This window comes from Solibacillus isronensis (assembly GCF_023715405.1).
GTDB classification, from domain to species: Bacteria; Bacillota; Bacilli; order Bacillales_A; family Planococcaceae; genus Solibacillus; species Solibacillus isronensis_B.
In genome coordinates this window covers 85,277-103,036 of the sequence record NZ_JAMBOC010000001.1, presented here as the reverse complement: position 1 = coordinate 103,036, position 17,760 = coordinate 85,277, and the positions used below count along the sequence as shown (strand labels likewise).

Sequence of the window (17,760 nt, the reverse complement as noted above, 5' to 3'; positions counted from 1 at the left end):
TAAGAAATGGTGGTTTTGCTGTACTTATTAAACTTAAAGAACGCTCGCGTGTCCTTTATAAATGACACCTGTTTCAGCATCCATTGTAATTTCCTGTCCATGCTGGATTAGAGTAGTTGCTTCTTTTACACCGACAATTACAGGGATACCTAAGCTTAAGCCGACTACAGCAGCGTGTGATGTTAATCCGCCTTCTTCAGTAATAATACCTGCGCATTTTTCGATTGCTGGCATCATTTCACGGTCAGAGCCTACTGTTACAATAATTGCTCCTTCTGTGTCGTAAGCTAATGCTTCTGCTGCATTGTTAGCGATAATTGCATTACCAACTACTGACAGTTTACCAATACCTTGACCACGTGCCAATAAGTCACCAATTACATGTACTTTCATTAAGTTCGTTGTACCCGCTTCACCAACCGGAAGACCAGCAGTAATAACAACTACATCACCATGGCTGACAAATTCATATTTTAGCGCTTCATCAACTGATAACTCTAAAATCTCATCCGTTGTAGATACACGCTGCGTTAAAATTGGTTTTACGCCCCATACCAATGTCAATTTCTGAGCAACATTTGGCTGACTTGTAACAGCGATGATCGATACACCTGGACGATATTTTGCAATCATTCTTGCAGTATTTCCGCTTTCAGTTGGAGCTAATACGGCTTTAACACCAAGGTTAATCGAAGTATAGGCAACTGCCTGAGAAATAGCTTCTGTCATATTTGCTTCTTTTTCACGGCTTCGTGTTGATACAATTGCTCGGTAATCCAAAGCATTTTCTGTACGAATCGCAATTTTGTTCATTGTCGCTACAGATTCTACCGGATAAAGACCCGCTGCTGTTTCCCCAGAAAGCATGATTGCATCTGTACCATCCATAATTGCGTTTGCAACGTCTGATGCTTCTGCACGAGTTGGACGTGGATTGCGCTGCATTGAGTCCAGCATTTGTGTAGCTGTAATAACAGGCTTGCCGACTTGGTTACATTTTCGGATTAATGATTTTTGTACTAATGGTACTTCTTCAGCAGGAATCTCTACACCTAAGTCCCCGCGTGCCACCATTAAACCGTCTGAAACTTCGATGATTTCATCGATGTTGTCAACGCCCTCCTGGTTTTCGATTTTAGGAATAATTTGAATGTGGCTGCCGTTATTTTGCTCCAGCAGCTCACGAATTTCGAGTACATCCTTTGCAGTACGAACAAATGAAGCTGCGATGAAATCGATACCTTGCTCAATTCCAAATAAAATATCTGCTGCATCTTTATCTGTAATACCAGGTAATTTCACAGAAACGCCCGGTACATTAACACCTTTTTTATTCTTTAAAATACCAGCGTTTTCAACGATTGCATGTATTAACCCTTGCTCCGTATCTTTCGCAAGTACACGCAATTCGATTAAGCCGTCATCCAATAAGATAATATCGTTTTGGTCTACGTCTTCAATCAGCTGATCGTATGTGATGGAGAAACGTGATTCATTTCCTAAAACTTCTGTCATCGAAATATCGATTACTTGTCCTGTTACTAAATGTAACTCACCGTTTTCCATTGAGTGTGTTCTGATTTCAGGTCCCTTTGTGTCCAATAAAATTCCAACCGGTTTTTTCATGCGTTCTGCTGCATCACGAATTGCGGCAATACGGTTTGCATGTTCTTCATGATTTCCGTGTGAGAAGTTTAAACGGGCAACATTCATCCCTGCATCAATTAACTTTTCTAACATTTCTGGTGATTCACTAGCTGGTCCAATAGTACAAACAATTTTAGTTTTTCTCATAGTTTTGTCATCTCCGTTTTTATGCACTTTAAATTGAAAGCTCTTTTGATAATGTATACAAACTTAAGTCTGCTTGGTGCTTAGTTTCAAATGCTTTTCTTAAATCATAATCGATTATAGCGTGATTTTTCACGCCAACTGCTCTTCCACCTTTGTTTTCCAACAATAGCTCTACCGCTCTTGCACCAAATCTACCTGCTAAAACGCGGTCCCGAGCAGATGGAGATCCTCCTCGCTGTATATGACCTAATACAGATGTTCGAATTTTAATTCCTGTGCGTTCTTCCAAAAGCTGCGCAAGTTTATGACCATTCATTACCCCTTCAGCGACAATAATAATACTATGGCGCTTTCCACGAGCCACCCCGCGCTCAAGACGTGCTACAATATCATCCAGCTCATAGGACTCTTCCGGTATTAAAATCGATTCCGCACCAGCGGCCAAACCTGCCCAAAGAGCAATGTCTCCAGCGTCGCGGCCCATTACTTCAATAACAAACGTATTTTCATGACTTGTTGCCGTGTCTCGGATTTTATCGATTGATTCAACTACTGTATTAAGTGCCGTATCAAAGCCAATCGTATATTCTGTACCAGGTACATCATTGTCAATTGTACCGGGAATCCCTACACACGGGAATCCTTTATCTGATAATTGCATGGCTCCACGATAAGTACCATCTCCGCCTATAACAACTAACCCTTCGATTCCCTCTTCTTTCATGCGTTCGATTGCTCTATATTGAATATCATCCTGTTTAAATTCAGGGAACCTTGCTGAATACAGTTTTGTTCCGCCTCGTTGAATAATATCGCCAACAGAACCAATATCTAAAAGTTCAAAGTTCCCATTATAGAGTCCTTCATAACCATGATATACTCCGACAACATCTACATTATGAAAACTCGCTTTACGAACGACTGCACGAATAACAGCATTCATTCCCGGTGCATCTCCACCACTCGTTAAAACTGCAATCTTCTTCATACGACCTTTTCCTCCTATTACGCTGTTACTATCCACATTAACAGAAAATACGCTCATATGTAACTATTCTAGAAAACAAATTGTAAAGCTTTTGAAAAAAATGAAGAATGCGCTCACACGCATTCTTCAAAGTATAATACTGTTATAAAACAACCTTATTGTTCTATATACTGTCCAATATTTTTAAATTTCATATAGCGATTTTCAACTAATTGATCTTCGCTCTCTTTATTTAGGTCATTTAGAACACTTGTAAGATATTCTTTCATAAATATCGCCTGCTGCTCAACATCCTTATGGGCACCTCCGGCTACTTCCGGTATAATCCCATCAATAACTTTAAGCTGTTTTAAATCAAGGGCTGTTATTTTCATCGCTTCAGCAGCTTCTTTAGCATAGCTTGCATCTTTCCATAAAATTGATGCAGCTCCTTCTGGAGAAATTACCGAATACGTTGAGTTTTCAAGCATCAAAATTTTATTTGCAACTCCAAGTGCAAGGGCACCGCCACTTCCACCTTCACCAATTACAATACTAATAATTGGTACCCGAATACCTGCCATTTCAAACAAATTACGCGCAATCGCTTCACTTTGACCACGTTCCTCAGCTGCTTTGCCCGGGTACGCACCTTTCGTATCGATAAAGCAAATAATTGGGCGTTTGAATTTCTCTGCCTGTTTCATTAAACGTAACGCCTTGCGGTAGCCTTCCGGATGAGGCATTCCAAAATTGCGGCGAATATTTTCCTTTGTCGTTTTCCCCCGCTGGTGACCAATAATCGTAATTGGCTGACCATTGAATGATGCAATCCCGCCGACAATTGCTGCATCATCTTTAAATGTACGATCCCCATGCACTTCGATAAAATCTTCAAAAATACGTTCAATATATTCAAGTGTCGTTGGACGGTCAGCATGGCGGGCAACTTGCACACGATGCCAAGGCTCCATATTTGCATATACGTTTTTTTCAAGTTCCTGCAAACGTGTTTCCAACTTTTCAATTTCTCCGCTCATATCTACATCTGCTTCCGTGGCAATTGTTTTTAACTCTACAATTTTTTCACGTAGTTTTACAACCGGTTCTTCAAATGCCATTAATTTAGACATGTGATACGCCTCCCTGTACATGCAGCTTAACAATTGTTGCAATTTTGTCGCGCATTTCTGTACGGTTAAAAATTGCGTCAAGCTGTCCATGATCTAATAAAAATTCTGCTGTCTGGAAATCATCCGGTAACTTCTCACGTACCGTTTGTTCTATTACACGACGTCCCGCAAACCCGATCAGACTTTGAGGCTCTGCAATATTATAATCACCGATCGATGCAAAACTTGCCGATACACCACCTGTAGTCGGATGCGTCAAAATTGAAATATATAGTAGGCCTTCCTCGCTATGGCGTTTTAAAGCAACACTCGTTTTTGCCATTTGCATTAATGACAATACCCCTTCTTGCATACGTGCACCGCCACTTGCCGTGAAGATGATGAATGGCACTTTCAGCTCTGTCGCCTTTTCTACAGCGCGTGTTATTTTTTCACCAACAACCGAACCCATAGACCCCATACGGAAGTTCGAATCCATTACCGCAACAACAACCTGCATCCCTTTTAATGCACCTACACCTGTTAATACAGCTTCGTTTAACCCGGTTTTCTTAATATCCGCTTCCACTTTTTCCACATATGCAGGGAAGTTTAAAGGATTGGTAGTTTGAAGATGATCATCCATTGAAACAAAAGAGCCTTCATCTAAAAAACAGGCAATTCTTTCATTAGCATTTAAAGTAAAATGATGCTGACATTTTGCGCATACTTTCAAGTTTTTTTCGAGTTCTTTTGTGACATGAATCGTTTTACATTTAGGACATTTCGTCACGATGCCTTCCGGAAAGGATTTTTCATCTTCTTTTCTAGTAATATTATCAGTATTTTTTTTACGACTAATTGTAAACAAATCACGAATTGCCATCGTAATCCCCCTTTATATTCACGTAATCATTCTTTAATAATGACCATCCATTTTTCATATGAATCAATTGCTTCATGTAAATAACCCATTTGCAATGAAGCAAGCAGTATTTTTAATTCCATTTTCTCTTCTTCTGTAATTTCATTTGCCAATAAATTATTGCTGAAAGAAAGAAGCTGGAGCCAAATTTTTAATGCAAGCCGGTTACCTGAAACGATCATACACTCACGAAGTATGTCTTCTCTTTTTAACTCCTGCCCAAGCTCTACCTTTACAAAAAAGCTCTCCCAAATCGGTAATGCCTTCAAATTGTCAGATTGGCAAATAATTCGAATCGCTTCTTTTTCGTGCATTTCTCTCGTTGCATGCACATCCGCAATCGATTTTTCGTCCTGCAAAATAAATGATCCGACAATTTCTACAAACTGATGGTGCTGCATACTGGCCAAATATGTACCACCGCCATGCCTTGTTTCAATTAAACCCAGCAACTCCAGACTGCGTAAAGCCTCCCGAACCGAAGACCTTCCCACTTGCAGCTGCTCGCTTAACGTTCTTTCTGAAGGAAGTTTTTGCCCTTCCTGAATATTTTGTTCAGCAATTAAATCGTGTAATTGCTTAACAATTTGAATAAACATCTTTTTTGCGGGCTTATCTTCCACAATTTTCACCTCACCGTGACTAACGCTTTCAATTATTATTAACAAAAGTGGTCAGACCAGTTACTAAAGTAAGAATACAAAATGTTTTTGACATTGTAAAGAGAAAATATAAAACTTATATTTTATATATAATAAAATTTGCGAATATATAACTAGATTTACGTTTTTTCGATAAATTTAGATGAACCCATATAAAAAGAGCGCCTCCAAAGCTATTAGAAGGCGCTCTTTAATACTATTTATTTTATAATAATCTGTTTAACTTTTATTTGTTGTTTATTAAATCGCTGCTCGTAAAAGCCTTCGATATAAAGCAGTCCCTCTTCCCGGATTTTTCCGACAACTTGCTCGTATTCTTTCGGAAATAATGTTAAAGAGACAGTTCCAAACTCATCTTCCATTTGAACAAATGCCATCAGTTCACCGCGCTTTGTGCGGAGCTGGCGCATTTCCCGAACCTGACCGATCATTTTTACGAATGCATTGTCTTTAAGATGCGCCAAATTTTGAACAGTTGCCGTAACTTCCGGAAAATGGCTTCGTAATTTTACGATTGGATGATCAGATAAATAAAAACCGAGCACATCCTTTTCGTACTGCAGTTTGATTTTTTCCGGTATTGGCGATGTTTCGCTATATTTCGGTTTCCCGAATGCTAGCAATGCCCCTTCAAACAAGTCATCCCCGCCCGGTCGCACGAAATCTGCCTGTTTCTGTGCACCTTCGATAGTAGCGAGTAATGTTGCACGATCTTTGCCGAATTCATCAAGTGCACCTGCTTTAATAAGCGGTTCGATAATTTTTCTGTTGAAATTCGCTGTCGTCAATGTCACAGCCAAATCAAATATAGAGTCAAACGGCTTTTGTCTTTCTTGACGCGCAATTAACAGTTTTTGCATAAAAGGCTGCGGTACACCTTTAATCACTGACAGACTAAATCGGATTTTCCCGCCTTCCACTTTAAAATGACGCATACTTCGATTAATCGACGGCGGCAATATTTCGATTCCCCTTGCTTTTGCCTCCATTATAATTTGGGCAAGCTTTTCCGGATTACCCGTAGCATTTGTCAGGAGGGCAGCATAAAAATTGACCGGATAATTGGCTTTCAAGTACGCCATCTGATAGGAAATAACACTATAGGCAACGGCATGGCTTTTCGGGAAGCCATAATCGGCAAACCGGACAATTAATGCATACACTTCTTCCGCTGCCTGCTGTGTATAGCCTTTTGTTAAAGCACCTTTTACGAAAGATGCCCGCTGCTGTTCTAGTACATCCCGCTTCTTTTTACTGACTGCACGACGGAGCAAATCAGCCTGTCCAAAAGAAAAGCCCGCCATCACATTCGCAATGCGCATTATTTGCTCCTGATAAATAATAACGCCGTATGTCTCTTCCAAAATCGGTGTTAAATGCGGATGCGGCATGATAACCTGCTCTTTTTTATGTTTTCTTCTTGCATACATCGGGATAAATTCCATCGGACCCGGTCGATACAATGCATTGACCGCCACAATATCTAAAAAGTGGGTCGGTTTAATTTCACGGAGTGCATTTTTCATGCCATCCGACTCTAGCTGGAAAATACCATTAGTGTCACCATTTTGTAAAAGCTCAAATGTCTTCTCGTCATTGAGCGGAATTTGATTAAAATTGATTTGTGTATTATGAGTAAACTGAATCGACTTCCGTATTTGCTCTAAAATCGTTAAATTACGGAGCCCTAAAAAATCAATTTTCAATAATCCGTTTTGCTCTACTTCCTGCATAGGCCACTGTGTTAAAAATATCCCGTCATGTCCTTCTTCAATTGGTACGACATCGACTAATGGAACAGGACTCAATACGACCCCCGCTGCGTGTGTCGATGCATTCCGTGGAAGTCCCTCCAACCGAAGTGATGTTTGAAACCATTTTTGGCGGATAGGCTCTGCTGTAACCCATGCTCTTAAGTTTTCCGACATTGCATATGCTTCCTTCAGTGTAATGCCGGGTTTATTTGGAATCAGCTTAGAAATCATTTCCAATGCTTCACTTTCGAAATTAAACATACGGGCAACATCACGGGCAACCGCTTTGGCTGATAATGTACCGAACGTAATAATTTGTGCGACATATTGCTTGCCGTATTTTTTTGCAACATACTGAATGACTTCATGCCGTCTCGTATCTAAAAAGTCGATATCGATATCCGGCAGTGTAATACGCTCCGGATTTAAAAAACGTTCAAACAGCAAATCGTATTGCAATGGGTCCACCTGTGTAATCTCGAGTGCAAATGCGACAAGGGAAGATGCGGAAGAACCACGGCCCGGTCCTGTTAATATTTGTGCTTCACGTGCAAACTGCATAAAGTCGGCAACAATCAGAAAATAATCTGAATAACCCATCGACTGAATAACATGAAGCTCATAGTTCATCCGTTCAACATAGTGTGTTGGCAATGTGTGCATATTTAAACGTCGCTGTAAACCAGTCACTACTTGCTGCTGCAGCAAATTTTCCGCCGTCTCCCCTTCACCAACCGGAAACTTCGGCATATAAACATTATTTGTGTTTATTTCAATTTGACAGCTCAGTAATAAATTTTCCATTTGGATGAGCCATTGTTGCTGATCATGGAACTTCTGCTGCCACTGTTCTGCTGTCAGTAAATGATTTTCCTGTTTATTGCTTTCTACAGCATCATTCAGTTTTACCCCGGTATGGATGGCTTGTGCCACTTCATAGGCAAAAAAGTCCTCGTCATTAAAAAACAGACTTTCATGTGTTGCAACAATTGGAAGAGCATTTTTTTCAGCGAGCTGCACTGCCGAACTTTCCAAACCCGCTGTGTCGGATAAACGAGAAATCCCGATATACACTTCATGCGGATAGGCCTTAATAATTTCTTTCAATAGCGGCTCCACTTCCTGTTGCAACCATATTGCCTGCTGTTCGAGCGCAGGAATCATAAAAGCAATTCCCTTACCATATGCGAGCAGCCATCTTAACGGAATCGTCTGCTCCGGACGAATAGAGATACTGCTGGAGATTTTCAACAAATTACGATACCCTTCGTTTGTTTTTGCATATAAAACAAGCGGCAATGATTGATCTTCTGTCAATTCGAGCTGAATCGTCAAGCCTATAACCGGATGAATACCGGCCCTTTTCATTTCAAACCAAAAAGGCAAAAGTCCGTACAATTTCGTATTAACAATTGCACAGCTTTTTGCCTCTTGCTGATGTAAGAAAGGGATGAGCTCTTCGATACGAATTGTACTTTTCAATAAATCGGCACTTGTCCGTACTTGCGGATATACAGTCACCCGTCATCCCTCCATCATATTATTTATATTCACTGCAAATGACTTTCAAATCTTCAATTACTTGATCTGCCTCTTCCCAAGAATATGCTGTAGCACCAGATGCCAGCGGATGCCCGCCACCATTATACTTTTTCGCCAGGCCGTTGATAACCGGACCTTTTGAACGGATACGAACGCGAATCGTATCATTGTCTTCAATGAACATCACCCATGCACGGATATTCTTTACATTGCCCAATGAACTAACTAATAGGGAGGTTTCGGAAGGGGTAGCATCAAATTGCTGTAAAATAGCTGCAGGCAATTTAATCGAAGCCGCACCGTTTTCATCCATTTCGAAATGCTGGTATATATAACCTTGAAGATTTAATAGTTTACGTTCCATTTCGTACATACCATCAAAAACTTCATTTCGGTCGAAATTATATTGTACAAGTTGTCCTGCTGTTTCAAATGTTTTCGGGCTCGCACTCGGATATAAGAAACGCCCTGTATCACCGACAATTCCCGCAAATAACAGACGTGCCGCTTCATCGGACATATCCCAATCCGCATACGTTTTACCTTCTTCATAAAGCTCATAAATCATTTCGCTGCATGAACTAGCATCCGTATCCACCCATAATAAATCACCATAAGCATCATCATTCGGATGGTGGTCGATTTTAATAAGATAATCGCCGTTAACATAGCGCTGATCATCTATACGTTCGGTATTCGCAGTATCTGTCACAATGACAAGTGCATTTTTAAACTGTGCATCTTCTACTTGCTGAGGAGATGCCATGAAAGATAATGAGTCGTCATGTTCACCGACCGTGTATACTGCTTTCTCCGGATATTTTGCCCGAATTAACTCAGCCAGACCTATTTGTGAACCGTACGCATCTGGGTCCGGTCGTACATGGCGATGCAGTACAATTGTTTCATATTGTTTAATTTTGTCAATAATTTGACGTTTCAATACATTTCCTCCTCGTCCATAATGAATACCTATATCATTTTCCATTAAAAATCGTTACAATATTTAGTAGTTTGGCTATTAGGAGGTTCAATATGGTCTATTTAAATTTTCTGTTTGTTGCCTGTATTATAGCATCACTAGTATTTTATTTTTATTTCAAAACTAAGCAATTCCGTTCGACACTGCCTATTCGTCGTAAATGGTATACTGCGAAAGCCGGAGTTGCGCTTGCCGCATTTCTCATCTTCTTTGGTCTGAATGCAACGATTCTGTATCCGGATATTCTCGGGTTTGCCGTTGCAGCTGTTTTCTTTATCATTGGTGCAGGTTTAGGTGTTAATAACTATAAACGCATGCAGCATGAAGGCCGATACATAAAAGAAGAATACGAACTAAACAGGTAAAAGAACGGGGTCAGCTGAAAGCGATTTACTTTCAGCATGACCCTTTTTTATCGTTCTAATAACTGGAATGTCATCATCGCTTTTCCTACAAGAATTGTCGCGCTGTATACTTCAAAATCCATTTTGACGAATTTACGTGACATGTCCAAAATTCTAGGACGGACAGTTAATACACTTTCCATCTGTACTGGCTTGATAAAATATATATTCATATTTTCAACAACCGCTTCTCCGCGCTTACGACGCTTCAATGCAAAAGCACCGACTTCGGATAACAGGATTGTAAAAGCACCATATGAAATTGCACCAAACTGGTTTGTCATTTGCGGTGTAACAGTAAATTCCACTTCAATATCCTCTTCACCCATGACACGCATTTCATTTTTCACTAAATCATCGATTGTCTCGCCATGCTGAGGCTGACGCTGTGCTAACTGTATCGCCTTTAATACATCCTGACGACTGATAACCCCTTTTAATAACCCTTCCTCATCAATGACAGGAAGCAAATCGATTCCTTCCCAGATCATTCGGTGTCCGGCTGATGCGACACTCGTTTTCATCGAAGCAGCGATCGGATTCTTTGTCATCACTTTATCAACCGGCTCTGACTCTTCTTTACCGATTACGTCCTTGCTCGTAATCATTCCGACAAGCCTGTTTTGACCTGTTACAACAGGGAAAGCACCATGTGTCGTACGACGGTTCTGTCTATGAAAATCTGCAATCGTATCATTATTTTTTAATACAGCCGTATCTTCCATCGGGACATATATATCTTCAATCAGTAATATATCTTTTTTAATCAGCTGGTCATAGATGGCACGGTTGATCATCGTCGCCACTGTAAACGTATCATACGTTGTTGAAATAATTGGCAGATCCAAATCGTCTGCCAGCTCTTTATTGGATTCAGTTGTATCAAATCCGCCGGTAATTAATACAGCAGCCCCTGTTTTCAATGCGTATTCATGTGCCTGTGTACGGTTACCGACAATGAGCAAGCTCCCTGCATCTGTATAGCGCATCATATCATCAAGCTTCATCGCACCAATTACAAATTTCGTTAAAGTTTTATGGAGACCTGTCTTCCCTCCTAAAACTTGACCATCTATAATATTTACAATTTCAGCAAATGTTAAGCGTTCAATGTTTTCCTTCTTTTTCTTTTCAATTCGAATCGTACCTACACGTTCGATCGAGCTTACAAGACGTCGGTTTTCAGCTTCTTTAATCGCTCGGTAAGCTGTCCCTTCACTCACTTGCATTTCCTTTGCAATTTGACGAACCGAAATTTTATCGCCAACTGGTAGTGATTCAATGTATTGTAAAATCTTCTCGTGTTTCGTTGACAATTACATCACCTATTTCTCATCATTCATTTATGTCTTTAGTGTACCATATTTAAACGGCGCAATTATACTATTTTCAATACATATACCCGTATAATTGCTTATAAATGTAAGAAAAAGCTCAAGAAATTAATAAGATAAAGTTAGCCTGGCCATAACCAAAAATACCATTTTTCTCTTTTGAGAAAAATGGTATTTTTTTGCTGTGAGTAAAATTGATTTCCATTCCGGGACGCTTTCCGCGGGCGTGGTCTGAGCCTGTAGTCTCAGGCATCACGCTATTCCCGCAGGAAGCTTTGCTTGTAGGGAAAGGCATAGCCGTCAGCTGGTGTTTTAACAGTGCGAAAGGTGAAACCGTCAGCACGAACACTCGCCCTCCATTCCAATCAATTTTATAAAGTTTCCGTTTCTTAAATAGTGTTACTAATTTGTTTCAACCTTAAGAATAAATCATATCAAATGGATGTGCGTTTAATAGTAAATTAGAATTTCACAAATTCTCCTGGCTGCAATACTTGTACTTCTGCGCCTTCAACAAGTTTCGCAAAGTCAGCCGGATCTTGTTCAATCGGCGGGAATGTGTTGTAGTGGACCGGCACAACTATTTTCGGCTTCAATAATGAAACCGCATAAGCTGCATCTTCAGGTCCCATTGTAAAGTTGTCACCAATCGGTAAAAAGGCAATGTCAATTGGATGGCGCTTTCCGATTAACTCCATATCCCCAAATAATGCCGTATCACCAGCATGATAAATTGTTTTACCTTCTGCCGTAAATAAAATTCCGGCCGGCATTCCCGTATAGATAATTTCGTTGTTTTCCGTTACATATGAAGAGCCATGGAACGCCTGTGTAAATTTCACTTTTCCGAATTCAAATTGGCGTGCACCACCAATATGCATATTGTGGACTTTGCAACCTTGCCAGCCTAAATAGTCTGCAAGTTCATTTGGCGCAACAACAAGTGCATCGTGTGTTTTTGCTAATTCCACAGTATCTCCAACATGATCATTATGTCCATGCGTCAATAAAATGACATCCGGTTTTTCATTTTCAACCTTTAAATCTGTTTGTCCATTTCCATTAATGAAAGGGTCAATTAAAATCGTAGTCCCATTTGTCACAATTTTTACGACGGAATGTCCGTGAAATGAAATTTGCATATAACATACCTCCTAAAATAACCTTCCCTGTATCATTCGATATTTATGCATAATTCTCCTTTTTTTGATATGCTTATACCGCGAATTCATTAATTGAATAACAAAGGAGTTTATACAATGTCGAAATTGAAACAATTACAAAATCATTTAATTGAAAATGGTTGGGATGCTGCTTTTATTACAACACCTGACAATGTCTTTTACTTTTCAGGTTTTAGAAGTGAGCCGCATGAACGCTTACTTGGTGTTATGGTATTTAAGGATGCAGAACCGTTTTTAATTTGCCCGAAAATGGAAATGCCTGATGCAGTGGCTGCAGGATGGGCTTTCGAAGTTGTCGGACATGAAGATACTGAAAATGCCTGGGATGTTGTTGCAAAAAGTGTAGCGGCTCGCAACGTAACATTCGATACATTGGCTATTGAGAAATCTCATTTAACGGTTGAGCGTTTAGAAGCGATCCAAGAACGTTATGAACAATTGAAATTTGCAGGTATTGATGAAAAAATTAACGCGCTTCGTATTTCAAAAGATGAAGTGGAACTTGAAAAATTACGTAAAGCTGCCGAATTAGCGGACTACGCAATTCAAGTTGGCTGTGATGCAATTGCAGAAGGCGTAACAGAAATGGAAGTTTTAAATACAATCGAATCAGCAATTAAGGCAAAAGGCTATGTGATGAGCTTCGATACGATGGTATTGGCTGGAGAAAAAGCAGCTTCTCCTCATGGAACACCCGGAAATCGCAAAATTAAAAAAGGTGACCTAATCTTATTTGACCTAGGTGTTATTTACGAAGGGTATTGTTCGGATATTACACGAACAGTAGCATTCGGCCAGCCAAATGACGAGCAAATTAAAATTTATAATGCTGTTCGCCTTGCAAACGAATCAGCAATTGAAGCAGTTAAACCAGGCGTCCGCGCAATGGACTTAGATAAAATTGCCCGTGATGTTATTAGAGATGCGGGCTATGGCCAATACTTCACACATCGTTTAGGTCACGGTCTTGGTATTTCTGTTCACGAATTCCCGTCGATCAACGGCGCCAACGAATTTATTCTAAATGAAGGTACAGTATTTACAATCGAACCAGGTATTTATAAAACGGATGCTGCAGGCGTTCGTATCGAGGACGATGTAGTCGTAACAAAAGATGGTGTGGAGGTACTTACATCATTCACAAAAGAACTTGTAATTTTATAATATATTAGTTCATTTGAGTGTATAGAAACTATTAAATTTGCATAAACTAAGCGAGCAGTCCTTTTCAGAGGATTGCTCGCTTTTTAATATTTATAGGCTTATTAACAAATTAATTACTTTACAATTTTTAACTTGTTTTCTAAAAGCAAAAATGAGGAATAGACTATTAATTACATAAAAATAACCGAAAGGAAGTGGTGCATTATGAAAAGATGGTCATTTACAACGCTACTTATAATTGTGCTTACTCTATTGCCAATAAGTCAAATTGAATGGAATACGGAAGCTGAAGCAAGTCAAACAAGTAAGGTAAATAATGAAGTCATTTCAAAAAGTGCATCACCGAACAAAGCGGTAAAGGAAAAAGCCCCTGTCTCGAATACAGGCTTTATGCCAAAAGTGAATCGCAGTTATACGTATAAACCATCATTCGAAGATGCCGGCCCAAGAACATATACCGCTTCTAAAAATAAATCGATTGAAAACTCGGTAGAATTGTTGGAAGATGACTATATCGGCTATACGTATATTGAAGATCAGCAGCAGTTTGCTTTAGGTGTTGCCTATTCAGATATATTTTTCTTCTCATTAAGCTACCCGATGAAAGAAAAGACAACAATTACCGATACGGATTATTTATATGACGGTACTACGGAAACAACACCAGTTTATGTTGAAAGTACAAGTACAACAGTTAAAACAAAAGCAGGAACATTCCAAAATGTAGTAGTACTAAAATATCCAAACGGCACGAAAATCTACCTAGCAAAAGATCATGGTATTATCCGTATTACTGATTTTGAAGGTAATATTACAACTGAATTAGTCTCGGTTAAATAGAATGACCCATCAAAAAAATCCGCTACGTTTGGTTTTGCCAATCGCAGCGGATTTTTGCTGTAAAATATTTATTAATTTAATCCTGTCAGTGCACCTAATACATCTTCTACTTCTGCAAATTCAAGCCCTTGTGCGTCTGCTACTGCACGGTATACAACTTTACCGTCCAATGTATTAACGCCGCGCTTTAATGCAAGATTGTCTAGGCATGCACGTAAAAAGCCTTTATTCGCAATTTGTAATGCATAAGGAACCGTATTATTTGTTAACGCGATTGTCGAAGTACGTGGAACTGCACCTGGCATATTTGCAACCGTATAGTGTACAACACCATGTTTAACAAATGTAGGATTGTCATGTGTTGTTACTTTTTCAGATGTTGCAAAACAGCCGCCTTGGTCAATCGCAATATCAACCACTACAGAGCCAGGTGACATCGATTTGATCATTTCTTCAGTCACTAATTTTGGTGCCTTCGCCCCTGGAATAAGCACGGAGCCAACTACTAAATCAGCAGAACGAACAGCATCTGCAATATTATACGGATTTGAAATTAATGTTTGAACATCACGTCCGAATAAATCATCAAGCTGACGTAATCGTTCAGGATTCAAATCGATAATCGTAACATCCGCTCCCATGCCGACTGCTACTTTAGCTGCATTTGTTCCCGCAATACCACCGCCAATTACCGTTACTTTACTGCGAGGAACACCTGATACTCCACCAAGTAAGATCCCTTTACCGCCCGGCAATTTTTCTAAATAATGTGCGCCGATTTGTGTTGCCATTTTACCTGCAACTTCACTCATCGGTGTTAATAATGGTAAAGAACCGTTTGGTAATTGCACTGTTTCATAGGCGATACCGATTACTCGATTTTCAAGTAAAGCTTTAGTCAATTCAGGCTCTGGTGCTAAATGTAAATACGTAAATAATATTAATCCCTCACGGAAATACTTGTATTCACTTTGCACAGGTTCTTTTACTTTTAAAACCATTTCCCCAGCCCATGCTTCAGCTGCTGTTTGTACAATATGGGCACCTGCTTCAATATAGTCCTGATCCGTAAATGCAGAACCTAATCCTGCACCTGTTTCAATATATACTTCATGACCATTTGCGATTAATGACAATACTCCTGCTGGTGTCATCGCAACTCGATTTTCATTGTTCTTTATTTCTTTCGGTACCCCTATTTTCAACGTAATTCCTCCCTTTAACAATCACTTAGAAATATGCTTTACATAAATCAAATCCATTTTACCAATTTTACCAGCAAATTAGTAGAGGATTTTGAATGTAAATTCTATTCTGATAAATGAATCACTAGTCATATCTTGCAACTGCAGGAAAACTGCTATTATTTTACTGAGAAAAATATTTTATAATAGTAAAAACTATTATTTCCTAACATACAAATTTGTGACCATTTCATGGAAGTTATTGTATTTTGCCTATATTTCAGCGCAGGAATTATGCCCTTTGGAAAATTATTTGGTATAATATAGTTATAGATAATTAGGAGGTATGTAAAATGGCAAACCATTATAAAAGCATTGTAGTAGCAGTAGACGGCTCGAAAGAAGCAGAATATGCATTCCGTAAATCAATCGATGTTGCAAAACGCAATGAAGGTGCAACAATCAACCTAGTAAATGTTATCGATACACGTTCTTTCGCAGCTATAGAAGCTTATGACCGTTCAATTGCTGAGCGTGCTCAACAACATTCCGAGGAATTGTTAAACGGTTACAAACAGCAAGCTGAAGCAGAAGGCGTAGAAAACGTTAACCTGATTATTGAATATGGCTCTCCTAAAAATATTATTACAAAAGAACTTTCAAATGTTGTAGAAGCAGATTTAATTATTTGTGGTGCAACTGGTTTAAATGCTGTTGAACGTTTCCTGATCGGTTCTGTATCAGAAGCAATCGTACGTTCAGCTACATGTGACGTATTAGTTATCCGTACACCAGAGTGATTTAATTAAATAAAATGATAAATGCCATCTTCTCAAACTGAGTCGATGGCATTTATCATTTATATGCATTAAAGCTTATCGCCAAAGGCAATACTCCCGCTTTATACTTTATCGTTTCTGATTATTGCTTTCTTTCCACATGCTTACTTTTTCGAAGAACATCGCCAGAGCATCACGGTTTGACATATTCGGTACTTTTGCCAATAAAACTTCACGCGGTGCTTTTAACTGTTCACTTTGCTTTTGTAAAATTAAAATGCTTTTCTCATGCGCTTTTGATGAGAACAGGTTTTCCGGCAATTGGATGACCGCCTGAATCCATGCATGTCCTTTAATATACTGGTGAAGCTGTTTTGCCTGATCAGATTCGAATAAATTTGCCGGAATCAGGAAAAATCCAAACCCACCTTCTTTTGTATAGTTTAAAGATTGCTCGATAAACAAATGGTGTGCGTAGCTCATTCCCTCTGCCGCGCATAATTCGTAGTCTAGTGCTACTTCTTCGTTTGGATAGTATCCTACAGGCAAGTCGCAAACTACTGCATCAACAGGATCGACTAACAGTTTTTCCAGGGCATCTTGACGGAAAAGTGTAACAGGTTGTTCGATAAGGTCTCCTGTCGCTGCTGCCAACCGAATTAATAAATCATCGACTTCCACTCCTGAAGCAACTACTTTCCCTTCCAGCGCATTCATGACTGTAAAGAGTAAATTCCCTGTACCGAGTGCCGGATCAACGATAGAGAGCGTCCGTTCCGTCAATTCCTTGTCAAAGCATTGCTCTACAAAATGGCTTACAATAAGCCCCAGTGTATCAGGTGTCATTTGGTGGTTCGGCTGCGCACTTTTACGCATCCCTTTTAAAATCGCAATTTGGATCGCTTTACGCATATCTTCCTTCGTTGCACCTTCAACTTGCCATTCAAATTTCCCGTCCAGTGTATCTTCCAATGTTTGCAGTAACGCTTCCAAATAATCCAGCTCTTGCTGCGCTGCAACTTTTTCTGCGTTGTCATTAATATATTTAAAAATTTGTTCAAACTTTTCCATTAGACTAACTCCCTCATTCCATTCATTTGGATTTCTCGCCTAATTGCGACATATCCACTAAA

The 17,760-nt window shown here is 39.5% G+C and carries 16 protein-coding genes; 4 read left to right on the top strand and 12 right to left on the bottom strand.

The window, feature by feature from the left end; genetic code table 11:
• Window positions 1–33 precede the first annotated feature (33 nt).
• From pyk to M3166_RS00445, 7 genes are all read right to left on the bottom strand, one after another.
• Window positions 34–1,794: a pyruvate kinase gene (pyk, locus tag M3166_RS00475; RefSeq protein ID WP_251686497.1), complete on the bottom strand. Its 1,761-nt coding sequence runs from the start codon at window positions 1,792–1,794 to the stop codon at window positions 34–36.
• A gap of 28 nt (window positions 1,795–1,822) precedes the next feature.
• Window positions 1,823–2,782: a 6-phosphofructokinase gene (gene pfkA / locus M3166_RS00470; RefSeq protein ID WP_251686496.1), complete on the bottom strand. Its 960-nt coding sequence runs from the start codon at window positions 2,780–2,782 to the stop codon at window positions 1,823–1,825.
• 155 nt (window positions 2,783–2,937) lie between these two features.
• A complete protein-coding gene (accA, locus tag M3166_RS00465; RefSeq protein ID WP_251686495.1) occupies window positions 2,938–3,894 on the bottom strand; it encodes an acetyl-CoA carboxylase carboxyl transferase subunit alpha in 957 nt (318 codons plus the stop codon).
• The gene (gene accD, locus M3166_RS00460) at window positions 3,887–4,759 is read right to left on the bottom strand and encodes an acetyl-CoA carboxylase, carboxyltransferase subunit beta (RefSeq protein ID WP_251686494.1); all 873 of its coding nucleotides are present in this window, start codon (window positions 4,757–4,759) and stop codon (window positions 3,887–3,889) included. Before accD ends, accA begins: the two co-directional genes overlap by 8 nt.
• 26 nt (window positions 4,760–4,785) lie before the next feature.
• Complete coding sequence (locus M3166_RS00455; RefSeq protein ID WP_251686493.1) at window positions 4,786–5,421, bottom strand: FadR/GntR family transcriptional regulator; 636 nt, start codon at window positions 5,419–5,421, stop codon at window positions 4,786–4,788.
• A gap of 239 nt (window positions 5,422–5,660) precedes the next feature.
• A complete protein-coding gene (gene dnaE, locus M3166_RS00450) occupies window positions 5,661–8,735 on the bottom strand; it encodes a DNA polymerase III subunit alpha (protein ID WP_251686492.1) in 3,075 nt (1,024 codons plus the stop codon).
• A gap of 19 nt (window positions 8,736–8,754) precedes the next feature.
• Window positions 8,755–9,699, bottom strand: coding sequence for a DHH family phosphoesterase (locus M3166_RS00445; protein ID WP_251686491.1), 945 nt, complete (start codon window positions 9,697–9,699; stop codon window positions 8,755–8,757).
• Between the two features lie 92 nt (window positions 9,700–9,791).
• Between M3166_RS00445 and M3166_RS00440 the strand changes: the two genes are divergently transcribed.
• Entirely contained in the window at window positions 9,792–10,103 is a 312-nt protein-coding gene (locus tag M3166_RS00440; protein ID WP_251686490.1) for a YtpI family protein, read from the top strand.
• Window positions 10,104–10,150: 47 nt separating this feature from the next.
• On the opposite strand, the gene M3166_RS00435 is transcribed toward M3166_RS00440, so the two are convergent.
• The 3 genes from M3166_RS00435 to M3166_RS00425 all read right to left on the bottom strand — a co-directional run bounded on the left by M3166_RS00435 (window position 10,151) and on the right by M3166_RS00425 (window position 12,618).
• Window positions 10,151–11,458, bottom strand: a complete 1,308-nt coding sequence (locus tag M3166_RS00435) for a DRTGG domain-containing protein (protein ID WP_251686489.1) — start codon at window positions 11,456–11,458, stop codon at window positions 10,151–10,153.
• A gap of 118 nt (window positions 11,459–11,576) precedes the next feature.
• Complete coding sequence (locus tag M3166_RS00430; protein WP_251686488.1) at window positions 11,577–11,825, bottom strand: hypothetical protein; 249 nt, start codon at window positions 11,823–11,825, stop codon at window positions 11,577–11,579.
• A 112-nt stretch (window positions 11,826–11,937) separates the two neighbouring features.
• Window positions 11,938–12,618 (bottom strand): metal-dependent hydrolase, encoded by a 681-nt coding sequence (locus M3166_RS00425; protein ID WP_251686487.1) that lies wholly within the window; start codon window positions 12,616–12,618, stop codon window positions 11,938–11,940.
• 117 nt (window positions 12,619–12,735) lie between these two features.
• Here M3166_RS00425 and M3166_RS00420 point away from each other — a divergent pair, with 117 nt between their 5' ends.
• Both M3166_RS00420 and M3166_RS00415 read left to right on the top strand, forming a co-directional pair.
• Complete coding sequence (locus M3166_RS00420) at window positions 12,736–13,824, top strand: M24 family metallopeptidase (protein WP_251686486.1); 1,089 nt, start codon at window positions 12,736–12,738, stop codon at window positions 13,822–13,824.
• Between the two features lie 204 nt (window positions 13,825–14,028).
• A complete protein-coding gene (locus M3166_RS00415; RefSeq protein ID WP_251686485.1) occupies window positions 14,029–14,664 on the top strand; it encodes a 5,10-methylene tetrahydromethanopterin reductase in 636 nt (211 codons plus the stop codon).
• Window positions 14,665–14,735: 71 nt separating this feature from the next.
• Here M3166_RS00415 and ald read toward each other — a convergent pair whose 3' ends face one another.
• Entirely contained in the window at window positions 14,736–15,869 is a 1,134-nt protein-coding gene (gene ald / locus M3166_RS00410; RefSeq protein ID WP_251686484.1) for an alanine dehydrogenase, read from the bottom strand.
• A 332-nt stretch (window positions 15,870–16,201) separates the two neighbouring features.
• On the opposite strand from ald, the gene M3166_RS00405 reads away from it, so the two are divergent.
• Window positions 16,202–16,648 carry a universal stress protein gene (locus M3166_RS00405; RefSeq protein ID WP_079528458.1) on the top strand — a complete coding sequence of 149 codons (447 nt, stop codon included), beginning with the start codon at window positions 16,202–16,204 and terminating at the stop codon, window positions 16,646–16,648.
• Between the two features lie 108 nt (window positions 16,649–16,756).
• Here the strand turns inward: M3166_RS00405 and M3166_RS00400 are convergent, their stop codons facing one another.
• Window positions 16,757–17,698 carry a class I SAM-dependent methyltransferase gene (locus M3166_RS00400; protein WP_251686483.1) on the bottom strand — a complete coding sequence of 314 codons (942 nt, stop codon included), beginning with the start codon at window positions 17,696–17,698 and terminating at the stop codon, window positions 16,757–16,759.
• Window positions 17,699–17,760 lie beyond the last annotated feature (62 nt).